Source organism: Streptomyces sp. NPDC000878, from assembly GCF_053599695.1.
In genome coordinates this window covers 1-21,675 of the sequence record NZ_JBSFMT010000113.1, presented here as the reverse complement: position 1 = coordinate 21,675, position 21,675 = coordinate 1, and the positions used below count along the sequence as shown (strand labels likewise).

Genomic DNA, 21,675 nt, shown 5'->3' with positions numbered 1-21,675 from the left:
GGACGGGCTGGGTTAGTCAGCCCGTCCGGCGTTTGAGGACAAGGCCCGTTCAGGGCCGTAGCGGGGGTCTGGGGGCGCAGCCCCCAGGGATGGGACGGGTAAGGGCGGCGGGGGCGAGAACAACGGGCCGCACCCGACCACGCACCGCACACCCACCCCCCACCACCACAACGAGAGGCACCGACGTGCACGACGACGAGCTGATCGCACGGGCCAAGGCGTGGCTGGCCGAGGACCCCGACGCGGAAACCCGCGACGAACTCGCCAAGCTCATCGACGCCCAGGACCTCCCCGAACTCACCGCCCGCTTCTCCGGCACCCTCCAGTTCGGCACCGCGGGCCTCCGAGGCGAACTCGGCGCCGGCCCCATGCGCATGAACCGCTCCGTCGTCATCCGAGCCGCCGCCGGCCTCGCCGCGTACCTCAAGGCCAAGGGCCAGACCGACGGCCTCGTCGTCATCGGCTACGACGCCCGCCACAAGTCCGCCGACTTCGCCCAGGACACCGCCGCCGTGATGACCGGCGCCGGACTCAGGGCAGCCGTCCTCCCCCGCCCCCTCCCCACCCCCGTACTGGCGTTCGCCATAAGGCACCTCGGCGCGGTCGCGGGCGTGGAGGTCACCGCCAGCCACAACCCGCCCCGCGACAACGGCTACAAGGTGTATCTCGGGGACGGTTCGCAGATCGTCCCGCCCGCCGACGCGGAGATCGCCGCCGAGATCGACGCCGTACGGGCCCTCGCCGACGTCCCCCGCCCCACCACCGGCTGGGAAACCCTCGACGACACCGTCCTGAACGCCTACCTGGCCCGTACGGACGCCGTCCTCGCCCCCGGCTCCCCCCGTACCGCCCGCACGGTCTACACGCCGATGCACGGCGTCGGCCGGGACACCCTCGTCGCCGCCTTCGCCCGCGCGGGCTTCCCGGCCCCCACCGTGGTCGCCGAACAGGCCGACCCCGACCCGGACTTCCCGACCGTCGCCTTCCCCAACCCGGAAGAGCCCGGCGCGATGGACCTCGCCTTCGCGACGGCCCGCGAGACAAACCCGGACCTGATCATCGCGAACGACCCGGACGCGGACCGCTGCGCGGCGGCCGTACCCGTGCCCGGCGACGGCTGGCGCATGCTGCGCGGCGACGAGGTCGGTGCGCTCCTCGCCACCCACCTGGTCCGGCGCGGCGCGCAGGGAACCTTCGCCGAGTCGATCGTCTCCTCCTCCCTCCTCGGCCGGATCGCCGAGAAGGCGAACCTCCCCTACGAGGAGACCCTCACCGGCTTCAAGTGGATCGCCCGCGTCGAGGGCCTGCGCTTCGGCTACGAGGAGGCCCTCGGCTACTGCGTGGACCCGGACGGCGTACGGGACAAGGACGGCATCACCGCGGCCCTCCTGATCACGGAACTCGCCTCCGAACTCAAGTCCGAAGGCCGTACGCTCCTCGATCTGCTCGACGACATCGCCGTCGAGCACGGTCTGCACGCCACGGACCAGCTCTCGGTACGCGTCGAGGACCTGTCGGTCATCGCGAACGCCATGGGCCGGCTGCGCGAGCAGCCCCCGACCCGGCTCGCGGGTCTGGCGATCACGAAAGCCGAGGACCTCACCAAGGGCACGGAGACGCTCCCGCCCACGGACGGCCTGCGCTACACGCTCGACGGCGCCCGGGTCATCGTCCGCCCCAGCGGTACGGAGCCGAAGCTGAAGTGCTACCTGGAGGTCGTCCTCCCGGTGCCCGCGCACGCGGATCTCCCGGCTGCCCGGGCGAAGGCGACCGACCTGCTGGAGACGATCAAGCGGGACCTGTCCTCGGCGGCGGGCATCTGAGCCGTAGCCGACGCGGTACGCGATGGGGTGCCGCCGACTGCGGCCACCCCATCGAGTGATGTGCGCCTGATGTGCGCCCGCCCGCCGACACACACCCCACCACTCCTGCCGCCCTCCGAGGAACGGTGACCGGGTACCGCCCGGGTGTCGTCCTGGCCGTGCTCCGGGGCGCGGTGCAGTGGATGGGGTACACCGAGTCCCTGTTCACGGCACTCGCCGCCTGATCGCTGTACGCCGAGCGGACGTACCGTCAGCTCCACGTCACCAGCGCCGCGACCCACGCGCCCGCGAGCACCGCCACCACCGGCCAGACGGGGCGCCCCCGCTCCGCCGCGCCGCTCTCCCCGGTGGGCCGCAGGTCGGCGTCGAGGCGCATGGCGGTGAGTTCGGCGGCCAGTGCGTCGTACGGATGGGTCAGGCCCCGGCGCCGCTGGAGCCAGTCCCAGCGGGGCGCGGAGACCGCCCAGTCGCCGTCCTGCCAGTCGATCTTCAGCTCCAGGGACCGCCGCCGTACGAAGCGGAGGTCGTCCCAGGGCACGTGCCGGGGGCCGCGCAGTCCGGTGACCCAGACGCCGGACCGGTCGGCGGTGACGCGCCAGGCCAGCTTCAGGGGGACGCGGACGGCCGCGTACATACCGAGCACGCCCATGAACACCAGTTTCCACGTCGCGAGGCCGGTCTCGACGAACCAGTCCCAGCTCAGCCAGAGGCCCCACAGCACGAGAAACGCGGCGGCCAGCCAGTCCAGCCAGCCCGCCCGCCAGCGCCGCACCTTGCCGACAGCCGCCTGGCGCTCCGCCAACTCCCGCCCCCGCAGCTCAAGTTGCAGGCTGTCCGCGGCCAGTTCGCGCTGCCGGGCGGCGCGCCGGCGGCCCGCGTCCGGCGACAGCGGCCGGACCGGCCCCGCCGACCACTCCGTCAGCGGCGGCTGCTCGGGGTCCTCGTCGGCGCTGACGACGAGGATCTCGGCGCCGTCGAAGGGAGCACCGTAGAGAACGGCTTCCCGGACGGGCCCGAGGGCGTCGTCGTCGAGCCCGAGGAGCACCCGCCGAAGCTCGTCGTCACCGTCCGCGCCCTCCGGACCCTCTTCCTCGTCACCCTCCTCGTCATCGTCGTCCTCGTCGAAGGAGGCGAGGTCGACGGTGAACAGGGGCCGTTCGGCGGCGGGATCGTCGGCGGCGTACACCTCCGTACCGCCCTGCGCGTCGTCCCGTACGAGCACCCGCAGCACCGGGACCGGGGCCCCGCGCAGGGCGCCCGCCCGCTGCCGGCCGAGCCACGCCGAGGCCAGCGCGGTCACGCCGAGGCCGACCAGGAAGACGGTGACGACCCAGGCGCCCTGCTGGTCCTCGGCCGAACCCCAGAGACCGGCGGTGCTCCCGGTCAGCGCGCCGAACGCGAGCACGACGAACCCCAGCGCGAACAGCACCCGGCCACGCCGTACGGGAGCCCCGGCGCCCGGCACGGGCACGGCGACGCCCCCGGCGGCGGCCACGGCCCGCTCCAACTGCTCGCTCCGCGCCCGCAGCCGTACGGCCACGACCGCCCAGGAGCCCAGTACGACCACCACACCGAAGCCGGTCAACGCCCAGGCCTTCGAGGAAGCCTCGGCGGCGAGGGCGAGCAGCAGCAGGGGCGCGCCGGCCCACACCAGCTCGGGCCGGGCGAGCACCCACAGCACGTACACGGCGAACCCGGCCGCGACGAACGGCCACAGACCGCCGGCCATCGCCACCAGGGCGCCCACGCACAGCACGAGGGTGGCGAGGCCGGCCGCGATCGACCGGCGCACCCGCAGAAAGGTCCAGCGCGGCGGCAGGGCGGCCGACCAGCGGGCCGCGCGGACGGTGGTCCAGTCCTGGCAGCCGTCGGGTATGGCGGTGCGGGGCAGCCGCAGCGGCTCGTCGGGGAAGGTCACGCGGCTCAGCCGACCGCGAGCAGGATCGCCAGCAGAACGGCACCCGCGACGGCGGGCGCCATGATCTCGTACGCCCACTTCACGGTCACCTCGCCCCGCGAGGTGGCGGCCTTCTCGCGGGCCTCCCACAGCTGCCGCAGGTCGTCCATGATCTGGTCGGTCTGGGCCCGGGTGGGCCCGGGCGGCACGATGGACAGTCCGGGCCGGCCCCCGCCGGCCTCGTGGGCCTCACGCACCTTGGCCCGGTTGGCACGCTTGCGGGCGCGCAGCGAGACCGGTACGGCCCAGAGCTGGTACTTGGCGCCGGACTCGACGACGACCTCGTTCGAGAAGCCGGACCGGAACCCGGCGACCTGGGCCCAGGGCACCACGACGACCCGGAAGGGATTACGCACCCGCATCCGGTGATCGTTCGCGAAGACGCCGGGGCGCAGGGTGAAGGCGATCACGAGCGGTACGGCGAAGAGCAGCGCGGCGAGTGCCAGCCACGGTGTCCGCCCGTGACCGACGATCACCGCGTCACCGCCGAGCCACCCGGCGAGCCCGAGCAGCAGCGCTCCGGCCACGATCGAGGAGGGTGACCGGTACGCCCGATCAGGAGACTCGGGCTTGGCAGGCCCCTGCGCGGGCGACGGGTGGTCCGGGGTCGTCATGCCCCCGATTCTGCCCGACGCCCCGCACACCCCCCGCCGCCGGTACCGACACCGGTCCGAGGCGAGGCGACTTTCTCCGCCCCCGCCGCCCTTACCCGTCCCATCCCTGGGGGCTGCCGCCCCCAGACCCCCCTACGGCCCTGAACGGGCCTCGTCCTCAAACGCCGGACGGGCTGGAGATGCCCGAGGCCGGCATTCGAGAACAAGGCCCGTTCAGCCCACCCCTTTCCCCGCCCACCCGCCCTCACCGCACTTCAGCACGGGCCTGGGCAGTTCAGCCTGTCCGGCGTTTGAGGACGAGGCCGTTCAGGCCGAAAGGGGGGTCTGGGGGCGGCAGCCCCCAGGGGATGGGAACGGGTAAGGGCGGCGGGGGCGAGAAAAGCCGGCCGAGCAACCAGCTACGGAGCCACAGCTCGACCCGTCGCCGGAGAGATCCTCCCGGCGCACAGGCCACGTGCGTTCAGCCCCTGCGCGATACGCGGCACCGCCGCCAGCGTGTTCGCGGACCAGTCGTGCATAAGGATGACCTGCCCACTGTTAAGCCGCGCAGCAGCCTGCACGATCGCGTCCGCACTCGCCCCGTTCCAGTCCTGCGAGTCGACATCCCAGATGATCTGAGTCAGCCCGTACTTCGCCGCGACCGCCTTCACCGTCGCGTTGGTCTCCCCGTACGGCGGCCGGAACAGCACCGGAGTACCCCCACCCGCGCCCGCGACGGCCTGCTGGGTCCGGGCGATCTCGGAGTCGATCTGCGCCTGCCCGAGCTGGGTCAGATGCGGGTGGGTGTAGCTGTGGTTGCCGACCCACATCCCGGCGTTCACCTGGGCACGCACCAGCGCCGGATTGGCGGCGGCGTACTGGCCCTGGTTGAACATCGTGGCCCGCAGCCCGTTCTGCGTCAGTGAGTTGAGCAGAGCCGTCGTATTGCCGGACGGACCGTCGTCGAACGTGAGCCCGACATACCCGTTGCAGACGGCGGCCTGCGCCGGGACGGCGGCGTGCCCGGTGAGGGCGGTGGCGACGGCCAGAGCGGCAGCGGCCAGTAACGAAAGTCGCCTTGCTTTCCCGAGAGTCATGAGTGTCATGGCTAGCCCACCGTGATGTTGGAGTTGCCGCTGCTCTGGTAACCCTCGGTGGCGAGGATCATGTAGTAGCTGAAGCCGCCGAGGGGCATTCCGGCGCGGGCCCAGGCGTCGAAGTGGTTGCCGGTGGTGATGGTGCCGCCGGTCCGCTTCGACTGCCGGACGCTCCAGTACTGGTTGAAGGTGCGGGTGCCTTCCACGGACGGCACGTTGTAGCGGGTGGTCTGGTAGATGTCGTACGTACCGCCGTCGCTGGTGACGGTCCCCTTGTACGTTCCCGTGGGCCGGTAGGTGCCCCAGTTGTCGACGACGTAGTACTCGACCAGCGGGTTGGACGTCCAGCCGTACAGCGTCAGATAGGCGTTCCCGGACGGGTTGAAGCTGCCCGAGTAGCTCACGGTCCTGCGCGAGCCGTTGCTCCAGCCCTTGCCGGCCACGAAGTTCCCGGTGTTGCTCCAGGCGGTGCTGTAGTTGCCGCCGGAGTTGAGGGTCATGGAGACGGTGCCCGGGGCGTCGGTCCAGAACGAGTAGTAGTAGCCGTTGTTGGTGCCGGTCTGGTTGGTGGTGACGACCGTGGCGGCCTGAGCGGTGCCCGGCAGGGCCAGTGCGGCCACGGCGACCAGCAGCATGGTGCAGAGGCCGCTGAGGAGCAGCCTGAGCCGGGATGCGGGTATGAGTGCGGGTGCGAGTGCGGGTGCGTTGTCCATGCGCGGAGTGTTGGCCGGACCATGTCAGGTGTCAATAGTTTCGGTATTCACTTCGAAACATTCGAACACAAATGAAGAGTGAAATGCCTACCTGAACAGGAAGAATGCCCATCACCGCAAATTCGCGCCACCACACCCCAAACTTCGAAGCAAATGCTCCAGACCCATTTTCCCGAATGTTTCGAAGCTTCTACCGATCCCAGCCCGCACCAGCACCCCATTTCCTCGGGTTTCCTCGGGCTGTACAGCCGCTACGCGCGTAGATATGCTCGGCTTGTGACCATGCCCACCACTGCATCAACCGCACTCCCGCTCAAGGACGTGACCGCGTCCGACAGCACGCTGCGCCGCTTCCTTCACGGGCTGCCCGGCGTCGACGCGGTCGGCCTGGAGGCGCGTGCCGCCTCCCTCGGCACGCGTTCCATCAAGACGACCGCGAAGGCGTACGCCATCGACCTCGCCATCTCGATGGTCGACCTGACAACGCTGGAAGGCGCGGACACCGCCGGCAAGGTCCGGGCCCTCGGCGCCAAGGCGGTCCGCCCCGACCCGACCGACCGCACGGCCCCCGCCACGGCCGCGGTCTGCGTCTACCCGGACATGGTGGCCGTCGCGAAGGAGGCCGTCGCCGGGTCCACCGTCAAGGTCGCCTCGGTCGCCACCGCCTTCCCGGCGGGCCGCGCCGCGCTCCCCGTCAAGCTGGCCGACGTGCGCGACGCCGTGGCCGCCGGTGCCGACGAGATCGACATGGTCATCGACCGGGGCGCGTTCCTCGCGGGCAACTACCTGAAGGTGTACGAGGAGATCGTCGCCGTGAAGGAGGCCTGCGGAGCGTCCGCCCGGCTCAAGGTCATCTTCGAGACCGGCGAGCTGTCGACGTACGACAACATCCGGCGCGCGAGCTGGCTCGGCATGATCGCCGGGGCCGACTTCATCAAGACGTCCACCGGCAAGGTCGCCGTCAACGCCACTCCCGCGAACACCCTCCTCATGCTGGAGGCCGTACGCGACTTCCGCGCGCAGACCGGCGTCCAGGTGGGCGTGAAGCCGGCCGGCGGGATCCGTACGACGAAGGACGCGGTGAAGTTCCTGGTCGTGGTCAACGAGACCGTGGGCGAGGACTGGCTGGACAACCACTGGTTCCGTTTCGGCGCGTCCTCGCTCCTCAACGACCTGCTGATGCAGCGCCAGAAGCTGACCACGGGCCGCTACTCCGGCCCCGACTACGTGACGGTGGACTGATCACCATGACCATCGAGAAGCGGTCATCCGCATTCGAGTACGCACCGGCGCCCGAGTCCCGCGCGGTCGTCGACATCGCCCCCTCCTACGGCCTGTTCATCGACGGCGAGTTCACCGAGGCCGCCGAGGGCAGGGTCTTCAAGACCGTCTCCCCCTCCACCGAAGAGGTCCTCTCCGAGGTCGCCCAGGCGGGCGAGGCCGACGTCGAGCGTGCCGTGAAGGCCGCCCGCAAGGCCTTCGAGAAGTGGTCGGCACTGCCGGGCGCCGAGCGCGCCAAGTACCTCTTCCGCATCGCCCGCATCATCCAGGAGCGCAGCCGCGAGCTGGCCGTCCTGGAGACCCTGGACAACGGCAAGCCGATCAAGGAGACCCGCGACGCGGACCTCCCCCTGGTGGCGGCCCACTTCTTCTACTACGCGGGCTGGGCCGACAAGCTCGGCCACGCGGGCTTCGGCGCGAACCCCAAGCCCCTCGGCGTCGCGGGCCAGGTCATCCCCTGGAACTTCCCCCTCCTGATGCTGGCGTGGAAGATCGCCCCGGCGCTCGCCACCGGCAACACGGTCGTGCTGAAGCCCGCCGAGACGACTCCCCTCTCCGCCCTGTTCTTCGCGGACATCTGCCGCCAGGCGGGCCTCCCCAAGGGCGTCGTCAACATCCTTCCCGGGTACGGCGACACGGGCGCCGCGCTCATCGCGCACCCCGACGTCAACAAGGTCGCCTTCACCGGCTCCACGGCCGTCGGCAAGGAGATCGCCCGCACCGTCGCCGGCACCCGCAAGAAGGTCACCCTCGAACTGGGCGGCAAGGGCGCGAACATCGTCTTCGACGACGCCCCCATCGACCAGGCCGTCGAGGGCATCGTCACCGGCATCTTCTTCAACCAGGGCCAGGTCTGCTGCGCGGGCTCCCGACTCCTCGTACAGGAGTCGATCCAGGAAGAGTTGCTCGACTCCCTCAAGCGCCGTCTGTCCACGCTCCGCCTCGGCGACCCGCTGGACAAGAACACGGACATCGGCGCGATCAACTCCGCCGAGCAGCTCGCCCGGATCACCTCGCTCGTCGAGGCGGGCGAGGCGGAGGGCGCCGAGCGCTGGTCCCCGGCCTGCGAACTCCCCTCCTCCGGCTACTGGTTCGCCCCGACGCTCTTCACGAACGTCACCCAGGCGCACACCATCGCCCGCGACGAGATCTTCGGCCCGGTGCTCTCGGTCCTCACCTTCCGCACCCCGGACGAGGCCGTCGCCAAGGCCAACAACACCCAGTACGGCCTGTCGGCGGGCATCTGGACGGAGAAGGGGTCGAGGATCCTCGCCGTCGCAGGCAAACTCCGCGCGGGCGTCGTCTGGTCCAACACGTTCAACAAGTTCGACCCCACCTCGCCGTTCGGCGGCTACAAGGAGTCGGGCTTCGGCCGCGAGGGCGGTCGCCACGGCCTGGAGGCGTACCTCGATGTCTGATCCCCGAGTGGACACACGGCCGGACGCGCGTCTGTCCGTCTTCAAGACCTACAAGCTGTACGTGGGCGGGAAGTTCCCGCGTTCCGAGAGCGGCCGGGTGTACGAGGTGAGCGACGCGAAGGGCAAGTGGCTGGCGAACGCCCCCCTCTCCTCCCGCAAGGACGCCCGTGACGCGGTCGTCGCCGCGCGCAAGGCGTTCGGCGGCTGGTCGGGGGCCACGGCGTACAACCGCGGCCAGATCCTCTACCGCGTCGCCGAGATGCTGGAGGGCCGCAAGGAGCAGTTCGTCCGCGAGGTGGCCGACGCGGAGGGCCTGTCGAAGCCGAAGGCGACCGCCCAGGTCGACGCGGCGATCGACCGCTGGGTCTGGTACGCGGGCTGGACCGACAAGATCGCCCAGGTCGTGGGCGGCGGAAACCCGGTCGCCGGCCCCTACTTCAACCTCTCCTCCCCCGAACCGACCGGCGTGGTCGTCGTCCTCGCCCCCCAGGAGTCCTCGTTCCTGGGCCTGGTCTCGGTGCTGGCCCCGGTGATCGCCACCGGCAACACGGCGATCGTGATCGCCAGCGAGAAGTCCCCGCTCCCGGCACTCTCCCTCGGCGAGGTCCTGGCCACCTCTGACGTACCCGGCGGAGTCGTCAACATCCTCTCCGGCCGTACGGCGGAGATCGCGCCGTCCCTGGCCGCGCACCAGGACGTCAACGCGATCGACCTGGCGGGCGCGGATGACGTACTCGCGAAGGAACTGGAGATCGCAGCGGCCGACAACCTCAAGCGCGTCCTCCGTCCACAGGCTGTGGACAACGCGGAATGGTTCGCCACCCCGGGCACCGAACGCATGACCGCCTTCCTGGAAACAAAAACGGTCTGGCACCCGACGGGTTCACTGGGAGCATCAGGTTCGGCGTACTGAGCGCCCTTGGGGTGGCCGCAGGCCACTCAAGGGGCGCGGGGAACTGCGCGACCAGCCACAGCGGGCCCGCAGCCTGCAAACGACCCGCAGTTCCCCGCACCCCCACAGCACTCAGCCGCCCAACAACCCCGCCGCCTGCCCCAGCACCGGAATGCTCCCGATCGACTGCGCCTGCGCGACCGGGCCGGTCAGTGCCTGGGAGGCCAGGGGCTGAAAGTCGGAGAGCTGGGTGGCAACCCCGTTGTCCAGCGGGTCGACCCCCGTACCCGCCAGCGGGTTCGGCTTGAGGCCCAGGACCGGGCCCGTGACGTAGCCGACCGTGCCGGTGAGCGCCGCCAGGCCCGCCTGTGGGTCGATCAGGCCCAGCGAGGTGGTGGGGGTGGTGCGAATGACGTCCACCGCAGGTCCCCCCTCGGCCGCGGCGGCCGTCGCCGCGCCTGCGCCCAACGCAACGCCGGTGGCCGCGAGGGCGATCAGGGCGCGCTGGGCGGTCTGGTTCTGGGGGGACGCGTGTCGTGCCATGACTGGTGGCCACCTTCTGGTGCGCTGGGTAATCAGGTCGACACGAAGGGTAGTTGACGTGTGACGCACCTTTCAAAGCCGACCCGCGGGGTCGGCAGGGGGGCACCCGATGCCTCACACTGGTGTCTCGTGACCTCCCACCCGCCCATACCCACCCGAGTCGTGCTGCTCTGCGGCCCTTCCGGCTCCGGCAAGTCCCTCGTCGCCGTCCGCTCCGGTCTCCCGGTCCTGCGGCTCGACGACTTCTACAAGGAGGGCACCGACCCGACGCTGCCGCAGGTCCTGGGAAGCACCGACATCGACTGGGACCACCCCGAGTCGTGGGACGCGGACACGGCGGTCACCGCGATCACCGAGCTGTGCCGCACGGGTCGTACGAACGTTCCCGTGTATGACATCTCGCTGAGCGCCCGCACGGGCGAGGAGAGCGTCGACATCGGCCGGACCCCGCTGTTCATCGCGGAGGGCATCTTCGCCGCCGAGATCGTCGAGCGCTGCCAGGAGGAGGGCGTCCTCGCGGACGCGCTGTGCCTGAGCCGGGGCCCGGTCAAGACGTTCCGCCGACGCTTCCTGCGGGATCTGCGCGAGGGCCGCAAGTCGGTGCCGTTCCTGCTGCGCCGCGGCTGGCGGCTGATGCGCGCCGAACGTTCCATCGTGGCCCGCCAGACGGCCCTGGGCGCACACGCGTGCGACCGCGACGAGGCGATGGGCAGGCTGGCGGACGCGGCGGCGGGCACCAGGACCTACGTACGCACCACGTAGACCACCGGAGACCTGGGGACACCCGGAGACACCCCGACACACCAAAGCGGGACTGGATGGACCCCCCGGCCCTCCAGTCCCGCTCCTTTTTTGGTGCTCCCCCGCGGCCCCCCGACCCCGGTGGTTCCCCCCCTGGTGGTGCTCCCCCGTGCATTCCCCCGTCTACTGCTCCCCCGTCTTCACCGCTCCCCCGAGCGGTGCCCCCCAGACCTTCAGGCGACAAGCTCCCCGAAGGACTCCTCCTCGTCACGGCCGAAGCTGAGGACCTCGTCCTCGCGCATCCGGCGGAGCGACCGCCAGATGCTGGACTTCACCGTGCCGACACTGATGTCGAGGATCTCCGCGATCTCCGGGTCCGTGCGGCCCTCGTAGTAACGAAGGACCAGCATGGTGCGCTGGAGTTCGGGCAGCCGGGCCAGCGCCTGCCACAGGACCGCGCGCAGCTCGGTGCCGCGCATCGCGTCCGTGTCGCCGGCCGTCTCCGGCAGCTCCTCGGTCGGGTACTCGTTCAGCTTGCGGCGGCGCCACGCGCTGATGTGGAGATTCGTCATGGTGCGGCGGAGGTAGCCCCCGACCGCGGCCTTGTCGCTGATCCGGTCCCAGGCGCGGTACGTCGAGAACAGCGCGCTCTGGAGCAGGTCCTCGGCCTCGAAGCGGTCACCGGTGAGGTGGTAGGCGGTTGCGTACAGGGAGGCGCGGCGCTCCTGGACGTAGGCGGTGAACTCCGCCTCCGACAGCGAACGGCCTTCCCCCGTGGATTCCTCCCTGTACGCGGCCCCCGTACCCCCCGTGGTACCGCTGCCGCTTCCCCCCGTGTGTGCGTCAACCACCGACATGTACGTGGTGTGCTGACGCCCGGTGCCGCGAACGCACCCCCGCCCGTTCACGGCACCGGACTTCTCAGTGACCCGGGTGACGTCGTGCAGACGCGTGATCACTGCGTTCGCGCTAGTGCTGTGCAGCGTGCTCATCTCGCGCCCCCCGTCGTGGACTTACCCGGACTTCGGCTTGGTTCCTGGTGCTTCCTTGCCTGTGCCGAGAAGCTTGCCCAAGCCACTTCATGACGGTGTCCGCCGACTGTCACAGGCGTGCAACAGGGCCCCTTCTCAGGAACGGTGAAGCGCTCCCACAGCCGGGTCACAGCAAGGGGCGGTACGTACCCGAGGACGCCCCTGAATCACCACACATTCACAGGACAATGACCCGACAATCGCCTGGCAGTCGCAGCCCGGCCCGGCCATGGGCCAGAATGCATCCGTGCCTTCCCTGTTGCTGATCGAGGACGACGACGCCATCCGTACGGCACTGGAGCTGTCTCTGACGCGCCAGGGCCACCGGGTTGCCACCGCTGCCACCGGTGAGGACGGTCTGAAACTGCTGCGTGAGCAGCGGCCGGATCTGATCGTCCTGGACGTGATGCTGCCCGGCATCGACGGATTCGAGGTGTGCCGGCGCATCCGGCGCACCGACCAGCTGCCGATCATTCTGCTCACCGCGCGCAGCGACGACATCGACGTGGTCGTCGGGCTGGAGTCCGGCGCCGACGACTATGTCGTCAAACCCGTGCAGGGGCGGGTGCTCGACGCCCGTATCCGGGCCGTGCTGCGGCGCGGGGAGCGGGAGTCCAACGACTCGGCGACCTTCGGTTCGCTGGTCATCGACCGTTCGGCGATGACGGTGACGAAGAACGGCGAGGATCTGCAGCTGACGCCCACCGAGCTGCGGCTGCTGCTTGAACTGAGCCGGCGGCCCGGCCAGGCGCTGTCCCGGCAGCAGTTGCTGCGGCTGGTCTGGGAGCACGACTACCTGGGCGACTCGCGGCTGGTCGACGCGTGTGTGCAGCGGCTGCGCGCCAAGGTCGAGGACGTGCCGTCGTCGCCCACGCTGATCCGTACCGTCCGTGGGGTCGGCTACCGGCTGGACTCGCCTCAGTGACGAAACCGCAGGACAAGCTCCGTGGCTGGGCCGCGGCGCGCAAGGCGATACTTTCCGGGCTGCGCTTCACCAGCCTGCGGCTGCGGCTGGTCGTGGTGTTCGGCCTTGTGGCGCTGACGGCGGCCGTGTCGGCGTCCGGGATCGCGTACTGGCTCAACCGCGAGGCGGTGCTCACGCGTACGCAGGACGCGGTGCTGCGCGATTTCCAGCAGGAGATGCAGAACCGCGCGGGCGCGCTGCCGGCCCGCCCCACACAGGACGAACTCCAGCACACGGCGGGCCAGATGGCCGCCAGCAGCCAGCGGTTCAGTGTGCTGCTGGTCGCCGAGGACGAGAGCGGGCGGACGGTCGTCGGCAACTCCGGGGCGCTGGACACCTTTTCGCTGACGGACGTGCCCAAGTCGCTGCGTACGGCGGTCGGCAAGGAGCAGTCGATCACGTCGAGCAACAAGTACCCGTACCACCTGTACTGGCAGCGGATCATCGACGGCGACAAGCCGTACCTGGTCGCGGGTACGAAGGTGATCGGCGGCGGTCCGGCCGGGTACATGCTGAAGTCGCTGGAGCCCGAGGAGAAGGACCTCAACTCGCTGGCCTGGTCGCTGGGCATCGCCACCGGCCTCGCGCTGATCGGCTCGGCGCTGCTCGCGCAGGCCGCCGCGACGACCGTACTGAAGCCGGTGCACCGCCTCGGTATCGCGGCCCGACGGCTGGGCGAGGGCAAACTGGACACGCGCCTGCGCGTGTCGGGCACGGACGAACTGGCCGACCTGGCCCGGACGTTCAACCACACGGCGGAGGCGCTGGAGACCCGGGTGGCCGACATGAGCGCCCGGGACGAGGCCTCGCGGCGGTTCGTGGCGGACATGTCCCACGAGCTGCGTACGCCACTCACCGCGATCACCGCCGTGACGGAGATCCTCGAAGAGGAGCTGGACGCGGAGACCGGCAGTATCGACCCGATGATCGAGCCGGCGGTGAAGCTGGTGGTGAGCGAGACTCGGCGGCTCAACTCCCTGGTGGAGAACCTGATGGAGGTCACCCGCTTCGACGCGGGCACCGCCCGCCTCGTCCTGGACTACGTCGACATCGCCGACCAGATCACCGCCTGCATCGACGCCCGCGCCTGGCTGGACGCGGTCGACCTGGACGCCGAGCGCGGCATCATGTCCCGGCTCGACCCGCGCCGCCTGGACGTCATCCTGGCCAACCTCATCGGCAACGCCCTCAAGCACGGCGGCTCACCGGTACGGGTGTCGGTGCGCGTGTCCGACAACGACGGCGCCGACGCCGACCTGCTGATCGAGGTGCAGGACCACGGCCCGGGCATCCCCGAGGACGTCCTCCCCCACGTCTTCGACCGGTTCTACAAGGCGAGCGCCTCCCGCCCCCGCTCCGAGGGCAGCGGTCTCGGCCTGTCCATCGCCCTGGAGAACGCCCACATCCACGGCGGCGAGATCACCGCCGCCAACTCCCCGAAGGGCGGCGCGGTGTTCACGCTGCGACTGCCGAGAGATCCGTCGGACGCGACGGAGACACCGGCCGAGCCGAACGGCGCGAACGGCAACGGGGAGGGCGCGTGAGGAACGTACGAGGCGTACGGGGATGGCTGGCCGCCCCTCTGCTCGCCGTGCTGCTCACCGGGTGCGGGATCCGCGCCACCGAGGTCCCGACGGACTTCGGTCCGGCGCCCTCGCGCGTCCCGTGCTCCCTCTCCGACGTCGCCGAGCCCTCCGCGTCGGACGCCGCCGCGCAGTCGGCCGGTGGCGTCCCCGTCCAGGTCTTCCTCCTGTGCGCCTCCCAGCTGGTGACCGTCGACCGCGCGGTGCGCGTCCCGGACGGTACGGCGGAGGCGGAGCGGCGCGTACTGGTGGCCCAGGGGCTGCTGGACGAGCTGGCGGAGACCCCGTCGGCCAGCGAGACCGAGGCGGGCTACACGACGGACGTACGCGGCGGGATGAGCGTGACCGGCCCCGGCCCACGGGACCCCGAGGACACCCTGCGCCTGAGCACGTCCCCGGACGACCTCGCCTCGTACGCCCTCGCCCAGATCGTCTGCACCTTCTCCGACTCGGCCGCCGCCGAGGGAGACGGCTCCGTGGTCCTGGGCGGCCCGGACACGGCCCCGCTGCGCCGGTACGAGTGCACCCCGGAGGTCCGTTCCCGTCCGGGGGCCCAGGTGCCCCCGTCGTCGGGCGTGAACGGCGGCTGAGCGCGCAAGCGCCCCCAACAGGGGCGCGAGGAACTGCGCGACCAGCCACAACGGCGCCGCAGCCAACCAACCGCCCGCCGTGACCCACCCCCCGGAGGGGCGCGCAAGCGCCCCCGACAGGGGCGCGGGGAACTGCGCGACCAGCCACAACGGCGCCGCAGCCAACCGACCGCCTGCCGTGGCCCACCCCCCGGAGGGCCTCGCACGGACCCCTGTGTGGCACACGACTCACCCCCCTGCACGGGTGCACCCCGGAACCGATCGTGCCGACCCCCGCGTCTTGGGGGACGTGCAGCGTCAACGCTCAGGCGGCAAAAGCGCCGCGATTCGCATCCGCGCGGCGGGAGGTGTCCTCCTCGTCGCCCATCTCGCGCTCGTCGCCTGGATCACGCTGCGCCCCCTCGACGTCCCGTGGCAACTGCCCGCCAACCTGCGCCCCTTCGCGGGCATACGGGCCGATCTGGCCCTCGGCTGGCAGGAGGCGGCCCGGCGCATCGCGGAGGGCCTCGCACTGCTGGCCCCGCTGGGTGTGCTGCTGCCGATGGCGGGCGGCCGGCTCGACGCCTCCCCGCTCGCGTCCCTGTTCCGTACGGTCATGGCGGGCGCCATGCTGTCGCTCGGCATCGAGCTGTTGCAGACCGGCGTACCCGGCCAGGTCGTGGACGTCGACTCGCTGCTCCTGAACACGGTGGGCGTGGGCCTCGCCCATGTGGCCGTGGTGCCCGCCGTAAGGTCCTGGCTGCGCCGCAGGAGCGACCGCAGGCGCCGGGCGGCCATCCGTACGGAGGAAGCGGCCCAGGGTCGGACCCCGACGATTCCCAGGGTCGGGATCGCCCCGTAGAGGGATGCTTCGTCCCCTGTGCGTCCGTAACGTTGAGTACAGATGAGGCACCCGGACACCCCGGGTGGACCGAGTCACTCACCGAACTCGCATCGCATCACATAGGAGACGTCATGACCCGCCTCGCCCGCCCCACCAACGGCCGCATGATCGGCGGAGTGTGTGCCGCGCTGGCACGGCGCTTCGGGATGTCCGCGACGACGATGCGCGTGATCTTCGTGCTCTCGTGTCTGCTGCCCGGCCCGCAGTTCCTGCTCTACATAGCCCTGTGGATCCTGCTGCCCTCCGAGAAGCACGCGGACAAGGCACAGGCCGCCTGGTAGCCGCCGACTCATCTGCTTGTACGCCGATGGGGCGCACCTCCGGGCAACGGAGGTGCGCCCCATCGGCGCGTTCACAGGGTGGGTCAGCCCAGCGGAATGCCGTTCACCGGGAGGCCGTGCGTGGGCAGGCCCTGCAGCGGGAGGCCGCCGAGCAGGCCGGCGACCGGCGCGGTCGGGCCCTCGGAGACCAGCTTCGCGACGGCAGGCTGCGCGGCGGCCACACCCGCGCCGAGCGCGCTCTGACCCTGGGCCACGGCCTCGGCGGCACCCGGCAGCGCCTTCGACGCGCTCTCCACGGGCAGCGTCTGGGTCACGGTGCCCAGCGCGGCGGAGTCCGGGAGGGCGGGGAGGGCCGGGGCGGCGTTGGCGGCACCCGCACCCGCCGCGGCGAAGGCGGCACCGAGAGCGGCGACACCGAGGGTCTTGGCAGCAGACTGCTTCATAGTGAATGCGTCCTTGAATGCGATGACGGGGATGTGAGCGGTCCAAGACCGTAAACATGCCGGGCCGTCCGCCGCAAACAGCGAAAAGCGGCCGAGTCGCGCCGACCCGACCGCTTTCCGGACCTCCCGATCAGCCCTGTTCGCTGACAGAACCGCTGGTGGAGGCGGTCTGCCGGAACAACCATTCGGATTTCAGCTCGGCGTATCCAGGCTTGATGACGTCATTGATCATCGCCAGTCGTTCATCGAAAGGAATGAATGCTGACTTCATAGCATTGACCGAGAACCATTGCAGGTCGTCGAGCGTGTAATCGAATGCTTCGACAAGGTGCTCGAATTCGCGGCTCATTCCGGTACCGGACATCAGCCGGTTGTCGGTATTGACGGTCGCACGGAAATGCAGCCGGCGCAGCAGCCCGATGGGGTGCTCGGCGTAGGAGGCGGCGGCGCCGGTCTGGAGGTTGGAGCTGGGGCACAGTTCGAGGGGGATGCGCTTGTCCCGTACATAGGAGGCCAGGCGGCCGAGCTTCACCGTGCCGTCGTCCTGGACCTGGATGTCGTCGATGATGCGCACACCGTGGCCGAGCCGGTCGGCGCCGCACCACTGGAGGGCCTGCCAGATGGAGGGGAGCCCGAAGGCCTCGCCGGCGTGGATGGTGAAGTGGTTGTTCTCGCGCTTGAGGTACTCGAAGGCGTCGAGGTGCCGGGTGGGCGGGAACCCGGCCTCGGCACCGGCGATGTCGAAGCCGACGACGCCAAGGTCCCGGTAACGGTTGGCGAGTTCGGCGATCTCCAGGGAGCGGGCGGCATGCCGCATGGCGGTGAGCAGCGCCCCGACCCGAATCCGGTGGCCGTTCTCCCGAGCCCGCCGTTCCCCCTCCCGGAAGCCCTCGTTGACGGCCTCGACGACCTCTTCGAGGGTGAGCCCGGCTTCCAGGTGCTGCTCGGGCGCGTACCGCACCTCGGCGTAGACGACACCGTCCTCGGCGAGATCCTCGGCGCACTCGGCGGCGACCCGGACGAGGGCGTCGCGGGTCTGCATGACGGCGCAGGTGTGGGCGAAGGTCTCCAAGTACCGCTCCAGGGAACCCGAGTCGGCGGCGTCCCGGAACCAGGCGCCGAGCTTGTCGGGGTCGGTTTCCGGGAGTTGGGAGTAACCCGTCTCCCGGGCCAGGTCGACGATGGTGCCGGGGCGCAGGCCGCCGTCGAGGTGGTCGTGGAGGAGGACCTTGGGGGCGCGGCTGATCTGGTCGGGGGTGGGGCGGGGGCCGGGGCCAGGCCCGGGGCCCGGACCGGGGTTGGCGCTCTGGGTTGCCTGCTGCGTCTGCTGACTCGTCGTCCGATCACTCTCGCTCGTCATCTCCGCACTCTAACTCCTACGCGCGTAGATCGCCTGTCCTGTTTCCCGTTTCTTCGCCTGTACGTTTCCGCCGATGCGTAACGGTGACCGCGCCGACAGGTCTCGTACACCGTTGCTTCTGACACTGTTCTGTCATGGCACACCAAGTGACGCCGGTGCGACAGGCCCGGCTGGGGAGGGCACTGGGACCGGAGCCGGCCTCGGTCAGCGGTGTCGTCCTGCTGCTTCCCGGCGGTGACGAGGTATCGGGCCGCAGGCCGTCGCCCGTACTGGCGACCGCCTCCGTAAGGACGTTGGGCCGCCGGCTCGCCCGCGCGGGCCGTACGGACGGGCTGGCCGTACACGTCGTCCACTATCGCTTCCGCGGCTGGAACGGCAGGGAGGCGCAGCTCGCGCACGACGCGCGCTGGGCCACCGACGAGATCGTACGGCGGTACGGCGATGTCTCCGTGTGCCTGGCCGGCGTCGACATGGGCGGCCGGGCGGCGCTGCGCGCGGCGGACCACGAGGCCGTCAACTCCGTACTGGCGCTGGCGCCTTGGCTGCCCGAGGACGACGTGGCGGCGCCGCCGGAACCGGTACGGCAGCTGAGCGGGCGGCGTGTGCTGATCGTGCACGGCACGAACGACGAACGGACCGATCCCGAACTGTCGTTCAGGTTCGCGGCGCGGGCGAAGAAGGCGAACCGGGACATCTGTCGGTTCGAAGTGCATGCGGACGGGCACGGGTTGCATCAGTACCGGCAGGAAGTGCACGCGCTGGCTGAGGACTTCGTGATGGGGGCGTTGTTCGGGCGGTCGTTTTCCCGGCCGGTGGAAGATGCGTTGGTGGCTCCGCCGCCGCTGGGGTTGAGGATGCCGTTGGCTGCGGGGTTCGGGCGGTCTTTGCGACGGTAGGTTCGGAGTGGTTGGGGTTGAGTTCGGGGTGCGGGTTGTGGGTGGCTGGTCGCGCAGTTCCTCGCGCCCCTTAAAGGCAGGGCGTCGCCCTCGGCCGGATAGCAAGTTGCTCCTTCTCATGCAGCAAGTTGCTCCTTCTCATGGCAGTAGGTTGCCCTTTCTTGCCAGGAGGAACTTCTTGAAGGCGGCCACCGGCGGAGTGTCCGGGTGGCCGTCCAGCCAAGCCACTCCGATCTCCCTGGCTGCTCTCGGGGATGTGACTGTTAGCTCTGCAACTCCTGGGCGGGGGACGGCCGGAGGGGGCAGGAGGGCTACGCCCAGCCCGGCCGCCACCAGGCCCCTCAAGGTTTCCGCCTCCTCTCCCTCGAAGGCGATGCGGGGGCGGAAGCCGGCCTCCTTGCACAGGTCGTCGGTGATGCGGCGGAGGCCGTAGCCGGGTTCGAGGGTGACGAAGGTTTCGTCGGCTGCTTCGGCGAGGCGGACTCGTCTGCGGGTGGCGAGGCGGTGGTCGGCGGGGACGACCAGGCGGAGTTTCTGTTCGTCGAGGCGGCGGGCGACCAGGTCGGGGGCGTCGGGGACCGGAGAGGTGAGGCAGAGGTCGAGTTCGCCGGAGCGGAGGCGTTCGATCATCGCTTCGCCGTAGTTCTGGACGAGGGTGAAGCGGACGCGGGGATGGTCGGCGCGGAAGGCGTGCAGCAGGCCGGGTACGGTCTCGGCGCCCATGGTGTGCAGGAAGCCGAAGGCGACCTTGCCGGTGGCGGGGTCGGCGTCGGCGCGTACCTCGTCGGCGGCCCGTTCGATCTCGGCAAGGGCCCGCTCGACGGAGGCGAGGAACGTACGGCCGGCGGGGGTGAGGGAGACCGTGCGGCCCCGGCGGGCGAACAGGTCTACGCCCAGGTCCTGTTCGAGGCGGACCATCGCCCGGGAGAGCGTCGACTGCGGGACCTGCATCTCCTGGGCGGCGCGCGTGACGTGCTCCGTGCGGGCGACTCCGGCGAAGTAGGCGAGGCGTGGGGCGAGGAGGGTGACGATGTCTTCTGTGTCACTGGACGGTGACAGGCGAGCTGCTGACCTCTGCTGATGCACCATGGGAACGATTATGGGGTTTCCGTGCATTGGACGGATGAACGGGGGCGTACGTAACTTCGAGGTATGCCTGCTGCCAGTACCGGGGCGTCCACGACAGTGGCCGCCTCCTCTCGTTCGCTCCCTTCGCTTCCCGTCGTCGACTCCCGTATGGCCCCGGGTGGGCCCGGCTACCGGCGGATGAGCTTCGCGCTCTTCCTCGCGGGCGTCGCGACCTTCGCGCTCCTCTACTCCACCCAGGCACTGCTGCCGCTGATCTCCGGCGAGTTCGGGGTGGCGGCGAGCGACGCGAGCTGGACGGTGTCGGCGGCGACCGGGGCGCTGGCCCTGTTCGTCCTCCCGATGAGCGCGCTGTCGGAACGGTTCGGGCGGCGTGCGGTGATGACGGGGTCGCTGGCCGTGGCGGCGACGGTCGGGCTGCTGGTCCCCTTCGCCCCGTCGCTGGGTGCGCTGATCGCGCTGCGGGCGGTGCAGGGCGCGGCGCTGGCCGGACTGCCGGCGTCGGCGACCGCCTATCTGGCCGAGGAGGTCCGCCCGAAGGCGCTGATCACGGCGATCGGTCTGTTCGTGGCCGGCAACAGCGTGGGCGGGATGAGCGGCCGGGTCATCACGGGCTGGGTCGCGCAGGAGTGGGGCTGGCGGGCGGCGGTGGCCGTGATCGGTGTGGTCGCGGTGGGCTGCGCGGTGGCGTTCCGGCTGCTGCTGCCCGCGCCGCGGCACTTCCGTACGGGCTCACTGCGGCCGGGGGTGCTGGTGCGCACGGTCCGTACGCACCTGTCGAACCCGTTGCTGCGACGGCTGTACGCGATCGGCGCCCTGTTCATGACGGTGTTCGGCGGGGTCTACACGGTGATCGGGTACCGCCTGACGGATGCCCCGTTCAGCCTGCCGCAGGGTGTGGTCGGCTCGGTGTTCCTGGTGTACCTGGTGGGTACGGTGTCGGCTTCGACGGCGGGGAAGCTGGTGGCGCGGCTGGGGCGGCGGGGTGCGCTGTACCTGGCGGGCGGTACGACGACGGCAGGCCTGCTGTTGTCTCTGTCCGACTCTCTCGGGCTGGTTCTGCTGGGGCTGGTGCTGATCACGGCGGGGTTCTTCGCGGGGCATGCGGTGGCGTCGTCGGCTGTGAGCCATACGGCGAAGGAGGGGCGGGCGCAGGCGTCGGCGCTCTATCAGTCGGCGTACTACATCGGCTCCAGTGCCGGCAGTACGTTGGGGGCGGTGGCGTTCCACGCGGGGGGCTGGTCGGGGACCGTGGCGGTGGGACTGCTGGCGGTGCTCGGGGTGGTGACGATCACGGTGATGGGGTCGCGGGCGGCGCGGGTGCCTGCGGCGGCGTGACCGAGGCTTTTCTCGCCCCCGCCGCCCTTACCCGTCCCATCCCTGGGGGCTGCGCCCCCAGACCCCCCTTGTCGCGCTAAAACGCGCTCGTCCTCAAACGCCGGACGGGCTGGGTATTCAGCCCGGCCCGCGGGTGTGGACAACGCCCCGTCCGGGGCCGAG

General features: G+C 70.7%; 21 protein-coding genes. 12 read left to right on the top strand and 9 right to left on the bottom strand.

The window, feature by feature from the left end:
* The first annotated feature begins 185 nt into the window (after window positions 1–185).
* Complete coding sequence (locus ACWDR4_RS47065) at window positions 186–1,823, top strand: phospho-sugar mutase (protein ID WP_450417978.1); 1,638 nt, start codon at window positions 186–188, stop codon at window positions 1,821–1,823.
* Between the two features lie 250 nt (window positions 1,824–2,073).
* Here the strand turns inward: ACWDR4_RS47065 and ACWDR4_RS47060 are convergent, their stop codons facing one another.
* The 4 genes from ACWDR4_RS47060 to ACWDR4_RS47045 all read right to left on the bottom strand — a co-directional run bounded on the left by ACWDR4_RS47060 (window position 2,074) and on the right by ACWDR4_RS47045 (window position 6,183).
* Window positions 2,074–3,741: a hypothetical protein gene (locus ACWDR4_RS47060; RefSeq protein ID WP_450417976.1), complete on the bottom strand. Its 1,668-nt coding sequence runs from the start codon at window positions 3,739–3,741 to the stop codon at window positions 2,074–2,076.
* A gap of 5 nt (window positions 3,742–3,746) precedes the next feature.
* Window positions 3,747–4,394, bottom strand: a complete 648-nt coding sequence (locus ACWDR4_RS47055; RefSeq protein WP_450417974.1) for a PH domain-containing protein — start codon at window positions 4,392–4,394, stop codon at window positions 3,747–3,749.
* Between the two features lie 398 nt (window positions 4,395–4,792).
* Window positions 4,793–5,470 carry a polysaccharide deacetylase family protein gene (locus tag ACWDR4_RS47050; protein ID WP_450417984.1) on the bottom strand — a complete coding sequence of 226 codons (678 nt, stop codon included), beginning with the start codon at window positions 5,468–5,470 and terminating at the stop codon, window positions 4,793–4,795.
* 11 nt (window positions 5,471–5,481) lie between these two features.
* Window positions 5,482–6,183 carry a glycoside hydrolase family 11 protein gene (locus tag ACWDR4_RS47045; protein ID WP_450417973.1) on the bottom strand — a complete coding sequence of 234 codons (702 nt, stop codon included), beginning with the start codon at window positions 6,181–6,183 and terminating at the stop codon, window positions 5,482–5,484.
* Window positions 6,184–6,465: 282 nt separating this feature from the next.
* Here ACWDR4_RS47045 and deoC point away from each other — a divergent pair, with 282 nt between their 5' ends.
* Genes deoC through ACWDR4_RS47030 form a run of 3 tightly spaced genes read left to right on the top strand, consistent with a single transcriptional unit; the run spans window position 6,466 to window position 9,795 of the window.
* Window positions 6,466–7,425 (top strand): deoxyribose-phosphate aldolase, encoded by a 960-nt coding sequence (gene deoC / locus ACWDR4_RS47040; protein WP_450417982.1) that lies wholly within the window; start codon window positions 6,466–6,468, stop codon window positions 7,423–7,425.
* 5 nt (window positions 7,426–7,430) lie between these two features.
* Window positions 7,431–8,882, top strand: coding sequence for an aldehyde dehydrogenase family protein (locus ACWDR4_RS47035; protein WP_450417971.1), 1,452 nt, complete (start codon window positions 7,431–7,433; stop codon window positions 8,880–8,882).
* Window positions 8,875–9,795, top strand: coding sequence for an aldehyde dehydrogenase family protein (locus ACWDR4_RS47030; RefSeq protein WP_450417969.1), 921 nt, complete (start codon window positions 8,875–8,877; stop codon window positions 9,793–9,795). Before ACWDR4_RS47035 ends, ACWDR4_RS47030 begins: the two co-directional genes overlap by 8 nt.
* Before the next feature lie 111 nt (window positions 9,796–9,906).
* Here the strand turns inward: ACWDR4_RS47030 and ACWDR4_RS47025 are convergent, their stop codons facing one another.
* Window positions 9,907–10,317, bottom strand: a complete 411-nt coding sequence (locus tag ACWDR4_RS47025) for a hypothetical protein (RefSeq protein WP_450417968.1) — start codon at window positions 10,315–10,317, stop codon at window positions 9,907–9,909.
* 60 nt (window positions 10,318–10,377) lie between these two features.
* Here ACWDR4_RS47025 and ACWDR4_RS47020 point away from each other — a divergent pair, with 60 nt between their 5' ends.
* A complete protein-coding gene (locus ACWDR4_RS47020) occupies window positions 10,378–11,079 on the top strand; it encodes a uridine kinase family protein (protein ID WP_450417966.1) in 702 nt (233 codons plus the stop codon).
* A 212-nt stretch (window positions 11,080–11,291) separates the two neighbouring features.
* On the opposite strand, the gene ACWDR4_RS47015 is transcribed toward ACWDR4_RS47020, so the two are convergent.
* Window positions 11,292–12,050: a SigE family RNA polymerase sigma factor gene (locus ACWDR4_RS47015; protein WP_450417965.1), complete on the bottom strand. Its 759-nt coding sequence runs from the start codon at window positions 12,048–12,050 to the stop codon at window positions 11,292–11,294.
* 286 nt (window positions 12,051–12,336) lie between these two features.
* Between ACWDR4_RS47015 and afsQ1 the strand changes: the two genes are divergently transcribed.
* The 5 genes from afsQ1 (at window position 12,337) to ACWDR4_RS46990 (ending at window position 16,390) form a co-directional block, all read left to right on the top strand.
* Window positions 12,337–13,014 carry a two-component system response regulator AfsQ1 gene (afsQ1, locus tag ACWDR4_RS47010; protein WP_318323702.1) on the top strand — a complete coding sequence of 226 codons (678 nt, stop codon included), beginning with the start codon at window positions 12,337–12,339 and terminating at the stop codon, window positions 13,012–13,014.
* Complete coding sequence (locus tag ACWDR4_RS47005) at window positions 13,011–14,597, top strand: ATP-binding protein (RefSeq protein WP_450417963.1); 1,587 nt, start codon at window positions 13,011–13,013, stop codon at window positions 14,595–14,597. Before afsQ1 ends, ACWDR4_RS47005 begins: the two co-directional genes overlap by 4 nt.
* Window positions 14,594–15,226: a hypothetical protein gene (locus ACWDR4_RS47000; RefSeq protein ID WP_450417962.1), complete on the top strand. Its 633-nt coding sequence runs from the start codon at window positions 14,594–14,596 to the stop codon at window positions 15,224–15,226. The genes ACWDR4_RS47005 and ACWDR4_RS47000 overlap by 4 nt, the downstream gene beginning before the upstream one ends.
* A gap of 289 nt (window positions 15,227–15,515) precedes the next feature.
* Window positions 15,516–16,067, top strand: coding sequence for a VanZ family protein (locus ACWDR4_RS46995; RefSeq protein WP_450417980.1), 552 nt, complete (start codon window positions 15,516–15,518; stop codon window positions 16,065–16,067).
* Between the two features lie 113 nt (window positions 16,068–16,180).
* Window positions 16,181–16,390: a PspC domain-containing protein gene (locus ACWDR4_RS46990; protein WP_450417960.1), complete on the top strand. Its 210-nt coding sequence runs from the start codon at window positions 16,181–16,183 to the stop codon at window positions 16,388–16,390.
* An 83-nt stretch (window positions 16,391–16,473) separates the two neighbouring features.
* On the opposite strand, the gene ACWDR4_RS46985 is transcribed toward ACWDR4_RS46990, so the two are convergent.
* Window positions 16,474–16,833: an ATP-binding protein gene (locus tag ACWDR4_RS46985; protein WP_450417959.1), complete on the bottom strand. Its 360-nt coding sequence runs from the start codon at window positions 16,831–16,833 to the stop codon at window positions 16,474–16,476.
* 130 nt (window positions 16,834–16,963) lie between these two features.
* Entirely contained in the window at window positions 16,964–18,193 is a 1,230-nt protein-coding gene (locus tag ACWDR4_RS46980; RefSeq protein ID WP_450417957.1) for an adenosine deaminase, read from the bottom strand.
* A gap of 134 nt (window positions 18,194–18,327) precedes the next feature.
* Between ACWDR4_RS46980 and ACWDR4_RS46975 the strand changes: the two genes are divergently transcribed.
* Window positions 18,328–19,089 carry an alpha/beta hydrolase gene (locus ACWDR4_RS46975; RefSeq protein WP_450417956.1) on the top strand — a complete coding sequence of 254 codons (762 nt, stop codon included), beginning with the start codon at window positions 18,328–18,330 and terminating at the stop codon, window positions 19,087–19,089.
* A 138-nt stretch (window positions 19,090–19,227) separates the two neighbouring features.
* Here the strand turns inward: ACWDR4_RS46975 and ACWDR4_RS46970 are convergent, their stop codons facing one another.
* Window positions 19,228–20,178: a LysR family transcriptional regulator gene (locus ACWDR4_RS46970; RefSeq protein WP_450417955.1), complete on the bottom strand. Its 951-nt coding sequence runs from the start codon at window positions 20,176–20,178 to the stop codon at window positions 19,228–19,230.
* 63 nt (window positions 20,179–20,241) lie between these two features.
* On the opposite strand from ACWDR4_RS46970, the gene ACWDR4_RS46965 reads away from it, so the two are divergent.
* Window positions 20,242–21,513: an MFS transporter gene (locus ACWDR4_RS46965; protein WP_450417954.1), complete on the top strand. Its 1,272-nt coding sequence runs from the start codon at window positions 20,242–20,244 to the stop codon at window positions 21,511–21,513.
* Window positions 21,514–21,675: the final 162 nt, after the last annotated feature.